Annotated in this window: 20 protein-coding genes; 19 read left to right on the plus strand and 1 reads right to left on the minus strand. The window is 52.2% G+C overall.

Annotation, left to right across the window (positions count from 1 at the left end):
- Window positions 1-4: 4 nt before the first annotated feature.
- The 9 genes from DWZ56_RS11625 to DWZ56_RS11670 all read left to right on the plus strand — a co-directional run bounded on the left by DWZ56_RS11625 (window position 5) and on the right by DWZ56_RS11670 (window position 7,597).
- Window positions 5-2,185, plus strand: coding sequence for a GDSL-type esterase/lipase family protein (locus DWZ56_RS11625; protein WP_158584552.1), 2,181 nt, complete (start codon window positions 5-7; stop codon window positions 2,183-2,185).
- Window positions 2,186-2,488: 303 nt separating this feature from the next.
- The gene (spoIIIAA, locus tag DWZ56_RS11635) at window positions 2,489-3,424 is read left to right on the plus strand and encodes a stage III sporulation protein AA (protein WP_118556804.1); all 936 of its coding nucleotides are present in this window, start codon (window positions 2,489-2,491) and stop codon (window positions 3,422-3,424) included.
- Window positions 3,414-3,935, plus strand: coding sequence for a stage III sporulation protein AB (locus tag DWZ56_RS11640; RefSeq protein WP_158584553.1), 522 nt, complete (start codon window positions 3,414-3,416; stop codon window positions 3,933-3,935). The genes spoIIIAA and DWZ56_RS11640 overlap by 11 nt, the downstream gene beginning before the upstream one ends.
- A 70-nt stretch (window positions 3,936-4,005) precedes the next feature.
- Entirely contained in the window at window positions 4,006-4,200 is a 195-nt protein-coding gene (spoIIIAC, locus tag DWZ56_RS11645) for a stage III sporulation protein AC (protein ID WP_118556806.1), read from the plus strand.
- A gap of 15 nt (window positions 4,201-4,215) precedes the next feature.
- The gene (locus DWZ56_RS11650) at window positions 4,216-4,602 is read left to right on the plus strand and encodes a SpoIIIAC/SpoIIIAD family protein (RefSeq protein WP_118556807.1); all 387 of its coding nucleotides are present in this window, start codon (window positions 4,216-4,218) and stop codon (window positions 4,600-4,602) included.
- A gap of 31 nt (window positions 4,603-4,633) precedes the next feature.
- Window positions 4,634-5,767, plus strand: a complete 1,134-nt coding sequence (locus DWZ56_RS11655; RefSeq protein ID WP_118556808.1) for a stage III sporulation protein AE — start codon at window positions 4,634-4,636, stop codon at window positions 5,765-5,767.
- A 15-nt stretch (window positions 5,768-5,782) separates the two neighbouring features.
- Window positions 5,783-6,373, plus strand: coding sequence for a stage III sporulation protein AF (locus DWZ56_RS11660; protein WP_158584554.1), 591 nt, complete (start codon window positions 5,783-5,785; stop codon window positions 6,371-6,373).
- 4 nt (window positions 6,374-6,377) lie between these two features.
- Window positions 6,378-6,947, plus strand: a complete 570-nt coding sequence (locus DWZ56_RS11665; protein WP_118556810.1) for a stage III sporulation protein AG — start codon at window positions 6,378-6,380, stop codon at window positions 6,945-6,947.
- Window positions 6,948-6,970: 23 nt separating this feature from the next.
- Window positions 6,971-7,597 (plus strand): SpoIIIAH-like family protein, encoded by a 627-nt coding sequence (locus DWZ56_RS11670; RefSeq protein ID WP_118556899.1) that lies wholly within the window; start codon window positions 6,971-6,973, stop codon window positions 7,595-7,597.
- A 75-nt stretch (window positions 7,598-7,672) separates the two neighbouring features.
- Here DWZ56_RS11670 and carB read toward each other — a convergent pair whose 3' ends face one another.
- A complete protein-coding gene (gene carB / locus DWZ56_RS11675) occupies window positions 7,673-10,891 on the minus strand; it encodes a carbamoyl-phosphate synthase large subunit (RefSeq protein ID WP_118556811.1) in 3,219 nt (1,072 codons plus the stop codon).
- Window positions 10,892-11,208: 317 nt separating this feature from the next.
- Between carB and DWZ56_RS11680 the strand changes: the two genes are divergently transcribed.
- The 10 genes from DWZ56_RS11680 to recN all read left to right on the plus strand — a co-directional run bounded on the left by DWZ56_RS11680 (window position 11,209) and on the right by recN (window position 20,510).
- Window positions 11,209-11,601, plus strand: coding sequence for an Asp23/Gls24 family envelope stress response protein (locus DWZ56_RS11680; RefSeq protein WP_118556812.1), 393 nt, complete (start codon window positions 11,209-11,211; stop codon window positions 11,599-11,601).
- A 271-nt stretch (window positions 11,602-11,872) separates the two neighbouring features.
- Window positions 11,873-12,274: a transcription antitermination factor NusB gene (gene nusB / locus DWZ56_RS11685; RefSeq protein ID WP_118556813.1), complete on the plus strand. Its 402-nt coding sequence runs from the start codon at window positions 11,873-11,875 to the stop codon at window positions 12,272-12,274.
- The gene (xseA, locus tag DWZ56_RS11690; RefSeq protein ID WP_118556814.1) at window positions 12,274-13,521 is read left to right on the plus strand and encodes an exodeoxyribonuclease VII large subunit; all 1,248 of its coding nucleotides are present in this window, start codon (window positions 12,274-12,276) and stop codon (window positions 13,519-13,521) included. Before nusB ends, xseA begins: the two co-directional genes overlap by 1 nt.
- A 2-nt stretch (window positions 13,522-13,523) precedes the next feature.
- Complete coding sequence (xseB, locus tag DWZ56_RS11695; RefSeq protein WP_199679589.1) at window positions 13,524-13,724, plus strand: exodeoxyribonuclease VII small subunit; 201 nt, start codon at window positions 13,524-13,526, stop codon at window positions 13,722-13,724.
- Window positions 13,725-13,858: 134 nt separating this feature from the next.
- Window positions 13,859-14,746, plus strand: a complete 888-nt coding sequence (locus DWZ56_RS11700; RefSeq protein ID WP_118556816.1) for a polyprenyl synthetase family protein — start codon at window positions 13,859-13,861, stop codon at window positions 14,744-14,746.
- Window positions 14,747-14,809: 63 nt separating this feature from the next.
- On the plus strand, window positions 14,810-16,699 hold the full coding sequence (dxs, locus tag DWZ56_RS11705) for a 1-deoxy-D-xylulose-5-phosphate synthase (RefSeq protein ID WP_118556817.1): 1,890 nt from the start codon (window positions 14,810-14,812) through the stop codon (window positions 16,697-16,699).
- A 7-nt stretch (window positions 16,700-16,706) separates the two neighbouring features.
- Window positions 16,707-17,513 (plus strand): TlyA family RNA methyltransferase, encoded by an 807-nt coding sequence (locus tag DWZ56_RS11710; RefSeq protein ID WP_118556818.1) that lies wholly within the window; start codon window positions 16,707-16,709, stop codon window positions 17,511-17,513.
- Complete coding sequence (locus DWZ56_RS11715) at window positions 17,473-18,339, plus strand: NAD(+)/NADH kinase (RefSeq protein WP_243095218.1); 867 nt, start codon at window positions 17,473-17,475, stop codon at window positions 18,337-18,339. The genes DWZ56_RS11710 and DWZ56_RS11715 overlap by 41 nt, the downstream gene beginning before the upstream one ends.
- Window positions 18,340-18,357: 18 nt before the next feature.
- Window positions 18,358-18,810: an arginine repressor gene (gene argR, locus DWZ56_RS11720; protein WP_118556819.1), complete on the plus strand. Its 453-nt coding sequence runs from the start codon at window positions 18,358-18,360 to the stop codon at window positions 18,808-18,810.
- 17 nt (window positions 18,811-18,827) lie between these two features.
- A complete protein-coding gene (gene recN, locus DWZ56_RS11725; RefSeq protein ID WP_118556820.1) occupies window positions 18,828-20,510 on the plus strand; it encodes a DNA repair protein RecN in 1,683 nt (560 codons plus the stop codon).
- Window positions 20,511-20,572 lie beyond the last annotated feature (62 nt).

Here is a 20,572-nt window from a genome sequence, read left to right on the forward strand (position 1 = left end):
AGAGATGGAAGAATGGAAATTAGCATGGAGCTATGTGCCCGTCACTTACGGGACTGAGCTGGGCGTATTGGAGAATGTGACGCAGAAATCGGTGATTCGTAATAATCTGGCCGGAGACCGGGTGAAGCTGAAGTTTACAAATGTGGGGAATGAGGAGGCGATGGTCATGGAAGAGGTGACCATTGCAGGGAAAAACCGGCTGACCAATCTAACGGACTGGGAGCAGTGCGTGACTCTGAACGGACAGAAACGGATTTTTTTAAATCCCAATGAGGAATTCTTCAGCGATGAGATAAAAGTCCACGTGCGGGAATTGGAGGATTTTGAAGTCCGGATCTATTTTAAGGAAAAGACATCCGTAAAAACGGTGTGTGTTACCTGGGCGGCCGGGACATGGCAAAGCGGCTTCCTGAAAGGGCATGTGCCAAAAGGTGATGGAGAAAGCTGCGTCAGCGGGGACCTGCTGCCCCTTCTGGCGGGTGATATTCATCAGAACCAGGCGCTGACAGGCTTTTGTGAGGTGGCGGTTTACACCGATGCAGAGGTATGTACAGTCGCTCTGTTTGGCGATTCCATCACGCATATGTCTTATTACAGCGATCCTCTGACGCTGCGGCTCTACCGCAGGCTGCCCGGAAAAATCACGGTGATAAACGGTGGCATCGGCGGCAACCGTCTGGTGAAAAATGCTCCATTTCTTGCGGACATGCCGGGACAGGGCAGGCTCTTTGGCGCGGCGGGCGTAAACCGTATAGAAAAAGATATCTTTGGGGATACCGTGCCGGATCTTGTGTTCTGCATGGAGGGCGTCAATGACTGCACCCACAGTTTTGCGTTTGGCGAAGAGAGTGCACCTGACGGGGAGATGCTGTGGCAGGGCCTTTCCTCCGTCATTGATCTGGCCCATGCAAAGGGCAGTAAAATCTATGTCAGCACCGTAATGCCCTTTGGTCTGGCCGATGCTCCCTGGAGTGAGGCCGCGGAGAAGATCAGGCAGGATTTTAACGAAAGGATCCGCGGCCAGAAGAAAGCCGACCGGCTGATTGATCTGGATGAGGCCATGCGAAAGCCGGAGGATATCCACTCCATGCAGGATGGCATGCATTTCGGGGACGGCGTTCATCCTAACGAGGCCGGCGGCAGAAGAATCGCGGAGATTTTACTGATGGAAATACTGGATGAGAGCATGGATTTTTTAAAGGAAGAGCATCTGGCTGTCCCTCTGTTTGAAAACCCTGTGGATTATCCGCCGGACAGGCTTTCTAAGATGGCACGGCTGGCTTATGCCATCCGGGAGTGCGGGGACAGAGACAGAAGGGAACAGATGCAGAAGCAGTTTGTGGAGATTCGTGAGGAACTAATTCGCAGCTACGAAGTAAAGTCTCCGATTTATCTGTGGCCGGATGGAAAGATACCGACATGCACAAAGTACAGCGATAATTCGGATTACCGCTATATGCACGATCCGGATTTCAGACCATACCTGTTGGAAATGCTTTTGCCGGAGGATGAAACGCCCCGTGGAGCCATTTTGGCCATTGCCGGCGGAGAGCACGGAATGGGGACGCTGAATGAAGGATACCAGGTCATGAGAGAATTTAACGAAAGGGGCTATCAGTGCTTTCTTCTAAACAGCCGCCCCAATCATGGCCCCTGGAGCGGGATAGAATGCGGCGCGGACACCGCGAGAGCGGTCCGTTATGTGCGTGCGCATGCCGACAGATACCGCATCCGTCCCAACCAGATCATACTGGCGGGATTTTCCAATGGCGGCATAGCCATCGAGAAGTGCATAGAATATTTCTCGGGCAGTCAGAAGGTAGAGGACTGGTTTCACGAGTATGAACCGGATGAACTGGATGCCTGGCCCGGAGGTCCCGATCTGCAGCTATGTATATATGGGCCCCGGCATAAGGGTACAAAGTTTGATTACACAAATACGGTGTATCCGCCCACCTTCTTCGCGGTAGGGCGCAGGGATACAGTAGCGATAGAAAACCTGCATGCGGTATATTTTGATTTGGTGCAGAGAGGCATACCGGCGGAGATCCATACCTTCTCAGGACACCCGCACGGCTATGCCGGATGGAAGATCGTGGACGGAATCGGCCATCCCAACTTTGATTTGTGGATACCGCTGGCGGATCATTTCATACAGAATGCGTTTGAACCGGTACAGCCTTAGAATATGAGAATGTAAAAGAGGATGACCTGGCTTAGCTGCCGGCCATCCTTTCTTTTGTAGCAGTTGCGGATAGAAAACTGTGAAGAGTATTCGAGATCAAATTTGATTTTCCTCTGATAATTCAGATGCACTCTTATATCCAGAATGCCCTCCCGGTCCTCCGGATAATCGCCGTACAAAAAGGTGTCGGGAAATTCCAGATCAATAGAGCACGTCCCAATGGTGACTATACTCTGCTCCCTTACAAACCGCAGTTATTTTTTCCCTTCCCCGCGCATATAGTGTTTTAAAGAGGTGGACAAGATGGAACAGATCAGCAATGTGATGAAGATATTTCCCCAAGATATAAGGCGGCTTCTGGAATCCCTTCCCCTGAATGCGGACAAACTGCAGGAAATCCGGCTAAGATGCGGACGGCCGTTGATTCTCGTCTGCCAGAACCGGGAGTATATGGTGGGAGAGGGCGGGCGGACGGTGGACAGGCCGGAGGAGGCATTCACCGTAACAAAGTCCCACTTGAAGGATACGATGGAGTATTTAAGCAGTTATTCCATGTATGCCTTTGAGGATGAGATCCGCCAGGGTTTCCTCACAATCCAGGGCGGACACAGGGTGGGGCTGGCAGGAAAAATAGTGGCGGACGGCATGAATATTCGTACGATGAAAAGCATATCTTTTCTCAATATAAGGTTATCCCACGAAATCAAGGGCTGCGCGGAACCTCTGCTTCCGTATCTCTACGACGGGCAGCAGATGAGGCATACGCTTTTATTTTCTCCTCCCAGAGGCGGCAAGACGACGATCCTGCGGGATCTGATCCGACTGATCTCGGACGGTAACCGTTATGCGCCGGGAAAAAACGTGGGGGTGGTGGATGAACGGTCCGAACTGGGCGCCTGTTATCTGGGCATCCCGCAGAACGATCTGGGCATGCGCACCGATATACTGGACTGCTGTCCGAAGGCGGTGGGTATGATGATGCTGATCCGAAGCATGTCTCCGGAGGTGATCGCGGTGGACGAGATCGGAAGCAGAGAGGATATGGAGGCCATCGAATATGCCATACACTGCGGCTGCCGGATGCTTGCCACGGTCCACGGCAGCACGGTGGAGGAGCTGCGGACAAAGCCGGCGGTGAGGCAGCTTTTGGATTCGGGGTGCTTTGAACGCCTGATTCTGCCGGACCAGGGCAAGGCGCAGATATTTGATGGGAAAGGAAAGAAGATCTATGGGATTTAAACTGTTGGGGGCGGTATTTGTCATCTTTTCCACCGGCTGTATCGGCTTTCAGTGTGCACAGAAGCTTCAGGACCGCGTGAAGGATTTATATATGATCAAAAAGATACTGGCAATGCTGATGGGGGAGATCCAGTATGCCAATTCCACTTTTGAAGAGGCATTTGCATCCATCGCGGCGCGGGTGGAGGAGCCTTGGAAAGGGTTTATGTCCGGCATGTCCGAAAGGCTTGGCGAGCTGTCGGGCCAGCCTTTTGCACAGATCTGGAAAGAGCAGGTAGACAAGCAGTTAAAGCGGACTGCCCTGGCGTCCACGGACCGGCAGGAACTGTGCGCTCTGGGTGAGCATCTGGGATATCTGGATGCGGCCATGCAGCTGGGAACAATCAAACTGTATCTGGAACAGCTGGAGATCAAACTGGCGCAGCTGAATGAAGAGAACGGCAAAAAGAAAAAGCTGTACCAGTATCTGGGTGTGATGGGCGGCATATTAATTACAATCGTAATGCTGTAGACGAAAGCGCGCCAAAAGCGTGCGAAGCGCATCGACCTCACGGTTGATAACAGTAGTGGGAGGAACACAGATGAGTGTAAATTTAATATTCAAGATAGCTGCCGTCGGCATCCTGGTATCGGTGCTGTGCCAGGTACTGAAACACAGCGGAAGAGAAGAGCATGCATTTCTGACCAGCCTTGCGGGTCTTCTGCTGGTGCTGTATTGGCTGGTGCCCTACATATATGAGCTGTTTCAGACGATTCAGAAACTGTTCTCACTTTAGAAGCGGGGAGTGGCGATGGGAATTATATCTGTAGCCGTGCTGGGCATTGTGGTGGTGGTGTTTGCCATACAGTTGAAATCGGTGAAACCGGAATTCGGCACCTACTTAACCTTTGCCGCGGGATTTTTTCTGTTTTCCTATACATTGGTCAAGCTGGATGACATCATCGGTATGCTTTCGCAGATCCAGAGCTATATAAATATCAACCCCACCTATCTGGCGGCCATGGTGAAGATGATCGGCATCACCTATGTGGCTGAATTCTCGGCGGGCATCTGCAGGGATGCCGGATATCAGTCCATCGGGAGCCAGATTGAGATCTTCGGAAAACTTTTGATACTGGCGGTGGGGATGCCCATCGTGGTCGCCCTGCTGGAAACTGTCAGCAGCCTGCTGGGCTGATAGGGCGGGAACATGAAAGAGATAGAAGGTGATGCGTGTGCGGATACGGTGGAAAGCTGTATGGATAACGGTTCTGTTTCTGGCATTTTTATGCCCCCACAGGGCGCGGGCAGCCGAAGTGGAGGACTATGATTTTTCAGAGATCCAGGAGATATTGACGGATTCCGGATCGGAGCGCATTTCCTTTTCGGAGCTGGTTGAGGATGTTGTTAACGGTGAGATCGGCGAGATCCCGGGAAAAATCGGCAGCTACTGCATGGATCTTTTGTTTGGGGAGATCAGGGATAATAAATCCAATATTCTGAAGGTGGTGGTAATCGCCGCATTCGGTACCTTTTTCACAACAATCGCCTCTGTTTTTAAAAACAGCCAGGTATCGGAGACCGGATTTTATATCACCTATCTGCTGATGATCACCATACTGGCCGGCGCTTTTGTGGTGGCGGCGGGGATCGCAAAGGGGTTCGTCAGCAATCTGCTCTCCTTCATGATGGCGCTGCTGCCCACGTTCTTCCTGGCGGTATCCTACGCGGGAGGAGGCGCGGCGTCCCTAAGCTTTTATCAGTTCACGCTGTTTGCGATATCAGGGGTGGAGTGGGTATTCCTTAGGATTGTGCTGCCGCTCATTGAGGTGTATGTGATACTGATGCTGGTGAACCACATATCAAAGGAAGATTATCTGTCCAAGCTGGCAGGACTTTTGAAGACAGCGGTGGAATGGATCATGAAGACAATGCTGGGGCTGGTGATCGGCATGAACCTGATCCAGGGAATGATCCTGCCTTTGGTGGACACGGTGAAAACTTCGGCAGTTCGCAAGGTGATCAGCGTGATACCGGGGATCGGATCGGGGGCTGATGCGGTGACAGAGGTTGTTTTAGGATCCGGCATCCTGATCAAAAACGGGATCGGAGTGGCTGCGTTAATCATCCTCGTCATACTGTGCGCGATGCCTGTGCTCAAGCTGACCGTGCTGTCGCTGCTGTATCACGGCGCGGCTGCTGTGGTGCAGCCGGTTTCCGATAAAAGGATCACGGAGAGCGTTTCCGGAGTGGCGGACGGTGTGATGATGCTTTTAAAGGTGATCTTTCATGTGGCGCTGCTGTTTATTATCACCGTTGCGGTGGTCTGTGTGTCCACCAATGCGATGTTTTATGCCGGATAGGGGGTGAGGTGTGCTGTGGATGCAGTCAACCAGTGGGTCAGAAACATTGTGTTTTATATCATCGGGGTGGGCGTGATTTACCAGCTCCTCCCGAGCAAAGAGTACCATAAATATATGAAGTATTTCACCAGCATCATACTGGTGCTGCTGGTCCTTTCGCCGCTTACAGGATTTTTCCATCTGGATGAAAAGCTGGAATATTATTTCCAGAGCTTCACTTACAGGCAGGAGGCCTCCGATTTTTCCGTACGGCTTAAGGAAGCGGACGAGCAGAGGTATAAAGATGTGTTAAAGGAATACGAAACCATGGTGGAAAACAACATTGAAGCCATGGCGGCGAAACGCGATCTGTATCTGGCTTCCTGTGATGTGATGCTGGAGGAGGATGCAGAGAGCGCCGGGTTTGGCAGCATCACAGGCATTCGGGCGGCTGTCACCTATAAGCGGCTGGGAAATCAGCAGATCACTGTGGATGAAATACGGATCGGGAATGAAAAGCAGGCGGATGACACATCAAAGCATCCGGTTTTAGAACAGGTGCGGCAGGATATCATGGATTTTTACAGCATATCGGAGGAACAGGTCACAGTCGTATTGCAGGAGTAAGCGCATGGAAAAGAAAAAGTTAAACCTCAAAAATATCGGATTGGATAAACTGCTCATCATACTGGCTGCCGGAATCGTCATCATCGTACTGTCGCTGCCGGGACAGAATTCCGGAAAGGATGTTATGCCGGAAACCACAGCATCCGTGAGCGGCTATGATCAGAACACCAGCTATGAAAAACAGATGGAGGCCAGGCTTAAGAAGGCTCTCTCCTATGTGGACGGCGTGGGGCAGGTGGAGGTGATGATCACTTTAAAATCCACCGAGGAATCGGTGGTGCAGACCGATAAGTCGGTCACCAGCAATCATACGTCTGAGACCGACAGCCAGGGTGGGACCCGCAATGTGGATGAATACAGTGAGGACAGCGACTCCCTTGTGACGGATAACGGCAGCGGCAGCAGCCCGTACGTGATCAAACAGATCATGCCGGAAGTAGAGGGAGTCATCATCGTGGCGGACGGCGGAGATAAGCCTACGGTAAAAAATGAAATCTATGAGGCCGTACAAGCATTATTTCCGGTCCCCACACATAAAATAAAAGTATTAAAGAGAGCGTCAACAGATTCATAAGGAGGAACGTTTCAGTGAAAAAAATGTTGAAGAAGAATCAAATTGTTCTTACCGTACTGGCAGTGATGATTGCCGTGGCAGGATATTTGACGTACACCGGAGCCAATAAGGACCTGCTGAATGCAGGGACGGATAATGTGATTGACGAGAATACAGGGCTGATGGATATTTCCGATGAGGATATCCTGGCGGAGAACAAGGCGCTGCAGGATGCCAATGCAGGAGATCCGGCCACGGATGAAACAAACGGGCAGCCTGGAGAAGCCGTACTCACCGGCAGCAACAATACCTCTGTGATCGACTTCATGGCTGAGATCCAGCTGAACCGGGAGCAGGTCCGCACCAAGAATAAGGAAACACTGCTTGAGATCATCAACAATACCAACATCAGCGACGAGCAGAAGCAGACAGCCATTGACAATATGGTGAAGATGACGGAATATGCTGAAAAAGAAAATGCCACAGAGACGCTGCTGTCCACGAAGGGCTTTGAAAATACGGTGGTGAGCATCAATGATAACAGCGTGGATGTGGTGATCGGAATGACAGAAATCACCGATGCGCAGAGAGCACAGATTGAAGATATTGTGAAGCGCAAAACGGAAGTTCCGGCCGAATACATAGTGATTTCCTTAATGCCGAAAGAATGAGTTCCAGAAATAAAAACAGGCCCGGTTTCATGCGCGGAAACGTCCATGAAACCGGGCCTTATCATTCAATTCAGATTATTCGGTGATCTCCCGATGGAATTCCTGAAGGGATTTCACCGGCAGCGTTCCGCACGCCTTTGCGGCGCGGATGCCTTCCACGGTGGCTTTTGCAGCTGCCATGGTGGTCATATAAGGAATTTTGCCCTTGATAGCGGATTTGCGGATATAGCTGTCATCCACAGCGCCTTTCTTGCCGATCGGAGTGTTGACAACGATATCGATCTTCTTATTGGTCAGTTCATCCAGAATGTTCGGACGGCCCTCGTTGATCTTGGCAATCTTCACCGCAGGTATGCCCGCGTTCACGATCATCTCATAGGTCCTGCCGGTCGCCAGAATGTTAAATCCGCACTCATGGAAGCCCTGGGCAACCTCCACAACTTCCGGTTTGTCGCGGTCGCTTACGCTGATCAGCACGGTGCCGGAAAGCGGAAGCTTGGTCTGTGTCGCCTCTTCCGCTTTAAAGAACGCTTCGCCGAAGTGCGCCGAGATGCCGAGCACTTCTCCGGTGGAACGCATTTCCGGTCCGAGGAGCGGATCCACTTCCGGGAACATATTGAACGGGAATACCGCTTCCTTCACCCCGTAGTGTGCGAATTTCTTTTCCTTAAGCTGCGGGATCGGTGAAGGTCTTCCGGTGATATGGCCGGTCATGATATCGGTGGCCAGCTTCACCATCTTGATGTTGCAGACCTTGGATACCAGCGGTACGGTCCTGGAAGCTCTCGGATTGGCTTCCAGCACATACACACGACCGTCCTCGATGGCATACTGCATATTCATCAGCCCTACCACATGCATTTCCTTGGCGATTTTCTTCGTATAGTCCTTAATGGTTGCGATCTGATCCTCCGTCAGGTTCTTGGGCGGCAGGATGCAGGCGGAATCTCCGGAATGCACGCCAGCCAGCTCGATATGCTCCATGACGGAAGGAACGAATACATTCTCGCCGTCGCTGATCGCATCGGCTTCACATTCGGTAGCGTGATGCAGGAAGCGGTCGATCAGGATCGGCCGGTCGGGCGTAACGCCTACAGCGGCGTTCATATAATAGGCCATGCTCTCGTCATCGTATACGACTTCCATGCCGCGGCCGCCTAAGACATAAGACGGGCGCACCATAACCGGATAGCCGATGCGGTTGGCAATTTCCAGCGCATCCTCCGCGGTGACCGCCATGCCGGATTCCGGCATCGGAATGTCAAGCTTCTCCATCATGGCGCGGAACAGATCGCGGTCCTCAGCCATATCGATAGTTTCCGGGGTGGTCCCCAGGATGTTGACGCCAGCCTTCTTTAGTGAGGATGCCAGATTTAAAGGTGTCTGGCCGCCGAACTGTGCGATGACCCCGATTGGTTTTTCCTTCTCATGGATGCTTAACACATCTTCCAGAGTCAGAGGCTCAAAATACAGCTTATCCGAAGTATCGTAATCAGTGGATACCGTCTCAGGATTGCAGTTTACGATGATAGTCTCAAAACCGAGCTCCTTCAACGCGATTGCGGCATGCACGCAGCAGTAATCGAATTCTATACCCTGGCCGATCCGGTTGGGACCGCCGCCTAAGATCATGATCTTGGGTTTGTCCGTGTTCACAGGGCTCTTATCTTCAATGTGGTAGCTGGAGTAATAGTAAGCGGAGTTTTCTGTGCCGCTCACGTGTACGCCCTCCCACGCTTCCGTGATTCCGGCCGCCGTTCTGGCATCGCGGATCTCATCCTCTGTCACATCCAGAAGAAGGCTCAAATATTTATCGGAGAATCCGTCCAGCTTGGCGGATCTAAGCGCGTCTGTCGGAGGAACACTGCCTTTGTACTGCTTTAACGCCTCTTCCTCCTCCACAAGCTCCTTCATCTGGTTGATGAAATAGTGTTTGATTTTGGTCAGCTGATACAGCTCCTCAACAGTTGCGCCCTTTCTTAAGGCTTCATACATGATGAACTGGCGCTCGCTGGTCGGAACATGCAGCATATTCAGCAGCTCTTTTTTGGACTTGGAGGCGAGATCTTTGGCTCCGCCGAGGCCGTGACGGCCGGTCTCAAGGCTGCGGATGGCTTTCTGGAACGCTTCTTTATAGGTCTTTCCGATGCTCATGACTTCGCCCACGGCGCGCATCTGCGTGCCAAGCTTGTCCTCAGCGCCTTTGAATTTCTCAAATGCCCAGCGGGCGAACTTGATCACCACATAATCGCCGTCCGGAACGTATTTGTCCAGCGTGCCGTATTTGCCGCAGGGGATCTCATCCAGAGTCAGGCCGCTGGCCAGCATCGCCGATACCAGCGCGATGGGGAATCCGGTAGCCTTGGAGGCCAGAGCGGAGGAACGGGAGGTCCTGGGGTTGATCTCGATGACCAGGATGCGGTCGCTTATGGGATCATGGGCGAACTGCACGTTGGTGCCGCCGATCACTTCGATGGCTTCTACAATCTTATAAGCCTGCTCTTGCAGACGCTTCTGCGTTTCCTCGGATATGGTCAGCATGGGGGCGGAACAGAAGGAATCGCCGGTATGCACGCCCAGAGGATCGATGTTCTCAATGAAGCAGACGGTGATCATATTGTTCTTGGAATCCCGCACCACTTCCAGTTCCAGCTCCTCCCAGCCCAGTATGGATTCCTCAACAAGAACCTGTCCCACAAGGCTGGCCTGAAGGCCGCGGGCGCAAACGGTCTTTAATTCCTCCACATTGTAGACGAGGCCGCCGCCGGCGCCTCCCATGGTGTAAGCGGGCCTTAAGACCACAGGATATCCCAGCTTATCTGCGATGGCCAGAGCCTCATCCACGGTATAGGCCACTTCGCTGCGGGCCATTTCAATGCCAAGGCTGTTCATCGTGTTTTTAAACTCGATCCGGTCTTCGCCGCGTTCGATGGCATCCACCTGCACTCCGATGACTTTCACGTTGTATTTGTCCAATACTCCTGCTGCCGCCAGCTCTGAACACAGATTCAGGCCGGACTGTCCGCCGAGGTTCGGCAGCAGCGCGTCAGGGCGTTCCTTTTCGATGATCTGTGTCAGTCTATCACAATTGAGCGGTTCGATGTAAGTGACATCAGCTGTTTCAGGATCGGTCATAATCGTGGCCGGGTTAGAGTTTACAAGTACGATTTCGTAGCCGAGTTTTTTTAGAGCCTTACATGCCTGCGTACCGGAATAGTCAAATTCGCATGCCTGACCGATGATAATCGGACCGGAGCCGATTATCAGTACTTTGTGAATATCATCTCTTCTCATGTTTTCCCTCGCATATTTTTATTTCAGGCTGCCGCGCCGCCGAATAACATTGCGGCGTTTATGCTCCGCAGCCGGGAACAGCCCGGTTTGCAGAATCAGCCTAGTTTACCTTATAGTTTAAACGCTAATTCCCAAAAAAACAATATGGGAAAATAAATATTTTAGCAGAAATATTTGTGACATTGTAACAGTAACGCCGTTTTATCGCTTATCAATAACCGCACGCTATTTTTTGTTGCAAATACCGGCTTTGTTTGGTATAATACAGGTAATTCTCCGGCGGCAGGCGCCGGAATGAAATTTAGGAGGTAGCGATCGTGTCCAATGATTTTGAAAATAGAAGCATCCACACCATCCATGAAAAAGACAAGGTGGGTGAGGTGAAGATTGCCGACGAGGTTGTGGCGATCATCGCAGGGCTGGCCGCCACAGAAGTGGAAGGCGTGGCATCCATGGCGGGCAATATTACCAACGAGCTGGTGGGAAAGCTGGGCATGAAGAATCTGTCCAAGGGAGTGAAGGTGGAGGTCCTGGAGGATTCCGTGTCCGTGGATCTGTCGCTGAACATCGAATTCGGCCATAACATACCGGCCGTATCCACTAAGGTGCAGGACAGGGTGAAGACGGCGATAGAGAATATGACGGGTCTGTCCGTACTGGATGTAAATATAAAAATCGCGGGAGTCAATATAGATTCTGCCAATAGCTGACTGCACGATGACAACAGAAATAGTTGAATGGAAGAGGGGTGTCGGCACATGGCATCCCTTTTTTGTTCAATAGGAAAATACGACCTATTGAACAAAAAACGCTCCGCGTAGGAACGCACTGCGGCGGAATGGAATGATGTCGCTGAAGCGACCCGCCGCAGGCGGAGAATCCCGCGAGCGGGATTCTTTCTCTATTCAATAGGTTAATATGTTATTTATCTATACAAAACAGAAAGATACGCACAGTTTTGTGCGGAAATGAGGGACAAGCATGACAAGAAGAGAGATGCGGGAGCACACGTTTAAGATGGTGTTTGCGGTGGAATTTTATCCGGCCGAGGAGCTGCCTGCTCAGGTACGGATGTATCTGGACGAGTGCGAGGAGATCGGCGAAGAAAAGGAAGAACTGGCCGCGCGCATGGATAAAATCATCGCCTGTGTTCCGAAGCTTGACGAGCGGCTGAACCAGGTGGCCGAAGGCTGGAAGACAAAGCGCATGGGAAAAGCCGATCTGGCCATATTGCGCCTTGCCCTGTATGAGATGCTCTACGATGAGAGCATACCGGTTAAGGTGGCGATCAACGAGGCTGTGGAGCTGGCTAAAAAGTTCGGCGGGGACGATTCACCGTCATTTGTCAACGGCATCCTGGCCAAGACTGTCAAGGAGGCGTAATGTCGGCAAATGTCTATTCGGTGGCGCAGGTAAACTCGTATATCAAGAATATGTTTGCCCAGGATTTCGCACTGCGCAGCATCTATGTGAGGGGCGAGGTATCCAACTGCAAATACCACACCTCCGGCCACATCTATTTCACGCTGAAGGATGCTTCCGGGACGCTTGCCGCCGTTATGTTCGCCGGCAGCAGAAGCGGGCTGAAATTCAGGCTTGCGGAGGGACAGAAGATCATTGCGGGCGGCAGCATCAGCGTCTATGAGCGGGACGGCAAATACCAGCTCTATGCGCGTGACATCGTGCTGGACGGCATCGGAGACCTCTATCAGCGCTTTGAAGAGCTGCGGGACAGGCTCCAGGAGATGGGGATGTTCGCTAAGGAATATAAGCAGCCGATTCCCGCCTATGTGTCCAGAGTCGGGATTGTGACGGCCCAGACCGGCGCCGCCGTTCAGGATATCATAAATATCTCGTCCAGGCGCAATCCTTATGTTCAGCTGTATCTCTACCCGGCGCTGGTGCAGGGAGAAGGCGCGGCCGCCAGCGTTGTAAACGGTATCCGCACGCTGGACGCCATGGGCATGGATGTCCTGATCGTGGGAAGGGGCGGAGGTTCGATCGAAGATTTGTGGGCGTTTAATGAGGAAAAGGTGGCCTATGCCATTTTCAACTGCAAAACGCCCGTGATCTCCGCCGTGGGACATGAGACCGATGTGACTATCGCGGATTATGTTGCCGATCTTAGGGCGCCGACGCCTTCCGCAGCGGCGGAGCTGGCCGTATATGATGTGCGGGCGCTGCTTATGAAGCTGGATGAGAGCCGGCAGAGGCTGGGACGCCTGATGGAGCAGCAGATCGGTGCAGTAAGGTCAAGAACCTTGCAGTTCCAGCTAAAGCTTAAGATACTGGATCCCGGCCACCAGCTGGATGTGAAGCGGCAGCAGCTGATGGATGCGGAGAACCGCCTGGAGGATACGATGAAACGGCGGATTGAGGGGTACAGGCACTTGCTGGCGCTGACGGCGGCGAGGTTAGATGGGCTGTCTCCGCTTAAGAAACTGAAAGACGGCTTCGCGTTCGTGACGGATGAGCGGCATCTGCCGGTGAATTCCGTGAGCTGTGTGGAGCCGGGGGATATGCTGGATATACGCCTGGCGGACGGTTCGATCGCGGCGCAGGTCCTCGAAAAGAGTGAAGCTGACCTGACACGGCAGATGCATCGCGCACCGGCGCGGGAACAGGAGTGATTATGGATAAAGAGATGAGCATAGAAGAGGCCATGCAGGAGCTTACTGCGGTGATGGAACAGCTCGAGGAGCCCAGCCGTCCGCTGGAAGATTCCTTTACGCTGTATACCCGCGGCATGGAATTGGTAAAACTATGTAATGAGAAAATAGATATGGTGGAAAAAAAGCTGATTGTGCTGAATAATGAAGATCCGGTTAGATAAATATGTATATTTAATCCGGTATTAAAACCGGTGTGCTGACACGTTTACGTTTTGCCTGAAAGCACTGTTATGATGAAACATAAAGGTGTCGGTATACCGGCGGTACGCGCTGCAGCGCGGGATTGGGTACGGGAATGAGTATCGGTGAACAGATGAAGCAGAGGGCTGCGGAAATAGAGGAGAAAATCAAAGGTTATCTGCCAAAGGAGCAGGGCCATCAAAGAACCATATTTGAGGCCATGAACTACAGCGTATTAAATGGCGGCAAACGCTTAAGGCCGATGATTATGGAGGGGACCTACCGTTTATTCGGCGGCAGCGGGGAAGAGATCTATCCCTTTATGGCGGCGATTGAAATGATTCATTCGTCCTCCCTGGTCCATGACGATCTGCCTGCCATGGACAATGACGAATACCGCCGCGGCAGAAAGACCACCTGGACGGTGTACGGTGAGGATATGGGCATACTGGCCGGGGACGCGCTGATGATTTATGCCTTTGAGACCGCGGCAAAAGCCTTCGGGGTAACTAAACATCCCATGCGGGTGGGCACAGCGGTCAGGATACTGGCCAACAAGACCGGCATATATGGCATGATCGGCGGCCAGACCGTGGATGTGGAGCTGACCGGAAAGCCGATCGTGAGGGATAAGCTGGATTTCATCTACCGGCTGAAGACGGGCGCGCTGCTGGAGGCGGCCATGATGATCGGAGCAGTGCTTGCCGGGGCGGGTGAAGAGGAGCTTAAGACGGCGGAGCAGATTGCAGCGGATGTGGGGATGGCCTTCCAGATACAGGACGATATATTGGATATGACCGGGGACGCGGATGTGATCGGCAAGCCGGTGATGAGCGACGAAAAGAACCAGAAAACGACCTATCCGGTACTGGTGGGATTGGAAGAGTCGAAGGCGCTGGTTAAGAGCTATACGGATCACGCAGTGGAACTTCTCCATACGCTTTCCGGGGAAAACAGGTTCCTTGAGAACCTTTTCATCACGTTGATTACAAGGGAAAGTTAGTGTGCCGGCCGGATGATGTTCAGCACACTATAATGTGCGGGAGCGCGCAGACAAGGAGCTGCTATGATTCTTGAAAATATAAATCAGCCGTCCGATATAAAAAAGGTGGATCCTGCGGACTACGGCTGTCTGGCAGAAGAGATCCGCCGTTTCCTGATCGACAAGATCAGCATGACCGGAGGGCATCTGGCCTCCAATCTGGGGGTGGTAGAGCTGACGATGGCTCTCCATCTGGTGTTTGATCTGCCGGAGGATAAAATTGTCTGGGATGTGGGGCATCAGTCCTATACCCATAAACTGCTTACCGGAAGGAAGGAAGGCTTTGAGGAACTTCGCCAGTACGGCGGTTTAAGCGGCTTTCCAAAGCGGAAGGAGAGCAGCTGCGATGCCTTTGATACGGGCCACAGCTCCACATCCATATCAGCCGGACTGGGGCTTGCCAAAGCCAGAGATCTGCGCGGTGAGCATTACAGCGTGATTTCGGTGATCGGCGACGGTGCCCTGACGGGCGGTATGGCCTTTGAGGCGTTAAACAATGCCGAGAAACTAAAGAGCAATTTTATCATTGTGCTCAACGATAACCAGATGTCCATATCGGAGAATATCGGCGGTGTTTCCAGATATTTAAGCAAGGTGAGGACGGACAGCGGCTATAATGAATTTAAGGAAAATCTCGCCGAGGTGCTGACAAAGATTCCCGGTATCGGGGAAAAGCTGGTCACGCAGCTGGTCAGAACCAAGAGCAGCATCAAGCAGCTGTTCATTCCGGGTATGTTGTTTGAAAACTTCGGCGTGACCTATCTGGGACCGGTGGACGGACATAATATAAAGGACATGATGCGGATCCTGCAGGAGGCCAGGCGCTTAAACCGCGCGGTTTTAGTCCATGTGGTGACGAAAAAAGGCATGGGCTATAAGCCTGCTGAGATGCAGCCTTCCAAATTCCACGGCGTGGAGCCCTTTGACATAAAAACAGGCAAATGCAAAGCGGCCAAAACAGCGGCAACCTATACCGACATCTTTTCTGTTGCCATGTGCAAGCTGGCCGAGAGACACGAGAATCTGGTGGCGATCTCTGCTGCCATGCCGGACGGCACCGGCTTAAAAAAGTTCAGCGTTAAATTCCCGAACCGGTTTTTTGATGTGGGCATAGCGGAAGAACATGCGGTGACCTTTGCGGCCGGCCTGGCGGCGGGGGGGATGCATCCTGTGGTGGCGGTGTATTCATCGTTTCTGCAGCGGGCGTATGATCAGATCCTGCACGATGTCTGTATACAGAATCTGCCGGTGATTTTTGCGGTGGACAGAGCCGGGCTCGTGGGCAGCGATGGGGAGACCCATCAGGGGATTTTTGATTTGTCCTATCTGTCGGGCATCCCCAATATGAGCATTTTCGCTCCGAAGAATAAGTATGAGCTGGTGGATATCCTTGAATTTGCCATGAAGTTTGACCACCCGCTGGCCATACGGTATCCCAGAGGAACGGCATACAGCGGGCTGAAGGAAATCCGCACGCCGATCGCATACGGAAAGAGCGAGGTGATCGCAAGAAACGGCGGGATCGTCCTACTGGCGGTGGGAAGCATGGTGAAGACCGCTATGGAAGTGAAGGAGATGCTGGAAGCGGAGGGAAGGGATGTTTCCGTCATCAATGTGCGTTTTGTGAAACCCATCGATACAGAGATCCTGGACAGCCTGGCAGAGGATCACAGACTGTTGGTTACGATGGAGGAAAATGTGGCCAGCGGCGGATACGGTGAACAGGTATGCAGCTATGTGCTGGACCGGGGGTATCCGGTCCGGGTGCTGCCTATATCTCTGCCGGATACCTATGTGGAGCACGGTAACGTGGAGATACTGAAGAAAGAGGCGGGCATCGATGCCGCAAGCATTGCGGAGCGGATCCGCCGGCATGCCGGATCCGATACGGCATCGGCAGCTGCGGGGAAATGAGGAAACGATGAAAGAACGACTGGATGTGCTTATGGTGCAGAAACAGCTGGCGGAGTCCAGAGAGAAAGCCAAGGCGATGATCATGGCCGGATGCGTCTATGTGGACGGTCAGAAAGAAGATAAGGCGGGCACCTCCTTTGAGGAGACGGCAGCCATAGAGGTGCGCGGACACACGCTGAAATACGTGAGCAGAGGCGGGCTGAAGCTGGAGAAAGCGGTGGATCGCTTCGGCATAACGCTGGAAGGAAAGACCTGTATGGATGTGGGGGCTTCCACAGGCGGATTTACGGACTGTATGCTCCAGAACGGGGCGGTGAAGGTATATGCTGTCGATGTGGGCAGAGGCCAGCTGACCTGGAAACTGCGGCAGGATGAGCGGGTGGTCTGCATGGAAAAGACCAATATCCGTTATGTGACCCCGCAGGATGTGAACTGTCCGATCGATTTCGCCTCCATTGATGTTTCCTTTATCTCCCTTTCCAAAGTGCTGGGCCCTGTAAAGGCGCTGCTGAAACCGGAAGGGGAGGTGGTGTGCCTGATCAAGCCGCAGTTTGAGGCGGGCCGTGAAAAGGTCGGCAAGAAGGGCGTGGTGAGGGATAAGGCGGTTCATCTGGAAGTGATCCGGGCGGTGATCGGATACGCCTGTTCCATCGGCTATTCCGTTAAAAACCTGGAGTTTTCCCCGATCAAGGGGCCGGAAGGCAATATTGAATATTTGCTGTACCTGAATAATAAGGAAGAAGACCCGTGTGTGCAGCCGCCGGTGGCTCCGGATGAAATCGTGGAGCTGGCCCATGCCGCGCTGCAGGGATGAGGAATGCCCGCAGATGAAATACTTTTATATAATAACGAACAGAGGAAAAGATCCGGAGCTGAAGGTGACCGATGAGATTTCGGCATATCTGCGCACTCATGGCTGCCGGGTACAGACGGACGGGGAAATACAGACAAATACGGAATGCATAGTGGTGCTGGGTGGGGACGGGACGATGATACGGGCGGCCAGGGATTACGGCAAGCTGTCCATACCGATGATCGGCATCAATCTGGGGACGCTGGGATATCTGGCCGGTACGGACAGGGACGGCGTGCGCCCCACGCTGGATAAGCTGATGGCGGACCAGTACCTTCTGGACGATCGGATGATGTTAAAGGGCAAAGTATTCAAAAGCGGCGTATTCGCCGGCGAAGAGCTGGCTCTAAACGATATCGTGATCGCCCGGGGAGGTTCCATCAAGGTGATTCAGTTCAAGATCTATGTAAACGGCGAGTATTTAAACCAGTATACGGCGGACGGAATCATTGTGGCCACGCCCACCGGTTCCACCGCTTATAATCTGTCCGCGGGCGGACCCATTGTGGAGCCGAACGCGGATATTGTGCTGATCACGCCGATCTCTCCCCATACGCTGAATAACCGGAGCATTGTGCTGTCGGCAAAAAACCATATTTCCGTGGAAATCGTGGTACCGGAGGGGAAAGAGGCGGCGGAGTGTTTTGCGGCTTTTGACGGAGGCGAGGAAGTGCCGCTAAATCCGAAGGATGTGATTGAAATCGACCGGTCCGATTACCGGACACGGATCTGTAAACTGAGCAGAGTCAGTTTCCTGGAAACCCTTAGAAATAAAATGTCGGAATAGCGCGCTAGGAGGAGTAGAATGAAAATCGAACGGCACAGCAAAATTGTGGAATTGATTGGGAAATACGAGATTGAGACCCAGGAGGAACTGGCCGACAGGCTCAACGAGGCAGGGTTTAACGTGACGCAGGCCACGGTATCCAGGGATATACGGGAGCTGAAGCTATCCAAAATTCCGGGGGAGAACGGCCGGCAGAAATACAGTGTCTTAAAAAAGATCGGCGACATCCCGGGTGAGAAGTATGTCCGCATCTTAAAGGACGGATTTGCGAACATGGATATGGCGCAGAACATACTGGTGATTAAAACGGTTTCTGGAATGGCTATGGCGGTGGCCGCCGCGCTGGACGCGCTGCATTTCGATGAGATAGTCGGATGTATTGCCGGTGATGATACGATCATGTGTGCGGTCCGGACTGTGGATGACACAATACTTCTGATGGATAAGATCAGGAAACTTGTGACAAAGTAAGGAGTGGGGGTGAGTGTTTGCTTACGAATCTGCACGTAAAAAATTTTGCTCTGATTGATGAGATCGATGTGGCCTTTGAGCCGGGACTCAACATACTGACCGGTGAGACCGGCGCGGGAAAATCCATCATTATCGATTCGGTCAATATCGCCCTGGGGGGCAAAGTCCCCGCGGGGATTATCCGCCGCGGCGCTGAATATGCTTATATTGAACTGATATTTACCGTGGAGGATAAGGATAAGCTTATGGCTCTTAAGGCCATGGATATCATTCCGGAGGATAACATGCTGATACTGACCAAAAAGATCATGAATGGCCGCAGCATCAGCAAAATTAACGATGAGACCGTCACCGCTTCAAAAATCAAACAGGTTACCAGTCTTTTGATTGATATTCATGGGCAGCATGAGCATCAGTCTCTCTTATACAAATCCAAACATCTGGAGATTCTGGATGCTTTTGCAAAACCCCATATCGCACAACTGAAAAAAGAGATCCAGGTTCATTATCAGGCCTATGTGGAATGCAGGGAAAAGCTGTCTGGATTCACCATGGATGAGGAAAAACGGCTGCGGGAACTGGATTTTACCAGATTTGAGATCAATGAGATAGAAGCGGCGTCCTTAAAAAGCGGGGAGGAAGAGGAACTGGAAGGTATCTACCGAAGAATTTCCAACTCCAGGAAGATCGGGGAAACTCTGGGTGCGGTCATGGCTGAAATTGGCTATGAAGACGATGCGGCGGCCGGGGAGCGCATGGCGAGAGCAGTCCGTGAGCTGCAGACTATATCCGGGCTGGATAAAAAGCTTGAGGAAATACATAGCGCGCTTTTGGATCTGGAGTCCCTGCTAAGTGATGTAAACCGCAGCATGGCCGATTATATGGATAATATGAGCTTTGATGAGGAAACCTATAAAGAAGTAACCGGGCGGCTGGATCTGATCCGTAACCTGCAGGCAAAATACGGCGGTTCCTATGAGAAAATTATGGAATATCTGGATGAGAAATACCGTAGGCTGGCAGAGCTGGAAAATTACGAAGAAAACCGCCGGCAGACGCAGCAGGATCTGAAAAAACAGGAAGAAAGCCTGGATAAACTGTGCGCAGAACTGTCCGGAATCCGTAAAGAAGAGGCGAAAAAACTCTGCATCAGCATCACGAAAGCACTGAAGGATCTCAATTTCCTGGATGTGCGTTTTTCCATGCAGTTCTCGCCCCTGGGCCATTACAGCAAAAACGGATACGATGAAGCGGAATTTTTAATATCCACCAATCCGGGTGAGGAGCTGGCGCCTCTCGGCAAGGTTGCCTCGGGCGGTGAGCTCTCCCGCATCATGCTGGCCATGAAAACTGTGCTGGCGGATACGGATGATATACCGACCCTTATTTTCGATGAGATCGATACGGGCATCAGCGGTAGAACCGCACAAAAGGTTTCTGAAAAGTTAAGCATAATTGGAAGAAAACATCAGGTGCTCTGCATCACCCACCTTCCTCAGATCGCCGCCATGGCCGACCATCATTTTCTGATTGAAAAAGGTATAAAAGGCGATAAAGTGACCACCTCTATCCAAATGCTGGACAGCCATGATACGGTTCGGGAGCTGGCCAGGCTGCTGGGCGGAGCCGCGATCACGGATACCGTCTTAAAAAGTGCTGAGGAAATGAAAGAATTGGCAGAGAAAACGAAAACTACCTAGTGTGATTTTTGCACAACTCCACATACTAAGAGCGGATTGCAGGAAACTGTACTCCGCTTTTT

Source organism: Lachnotalea sp. AF33-28, from assembly GCF_003477885.1.
Taxonomy (GTDB): domain Bacteria; phylum Bacillota; class Clostridia; order Lachnospirales; family Lachnospiraceae; genus AF33-28.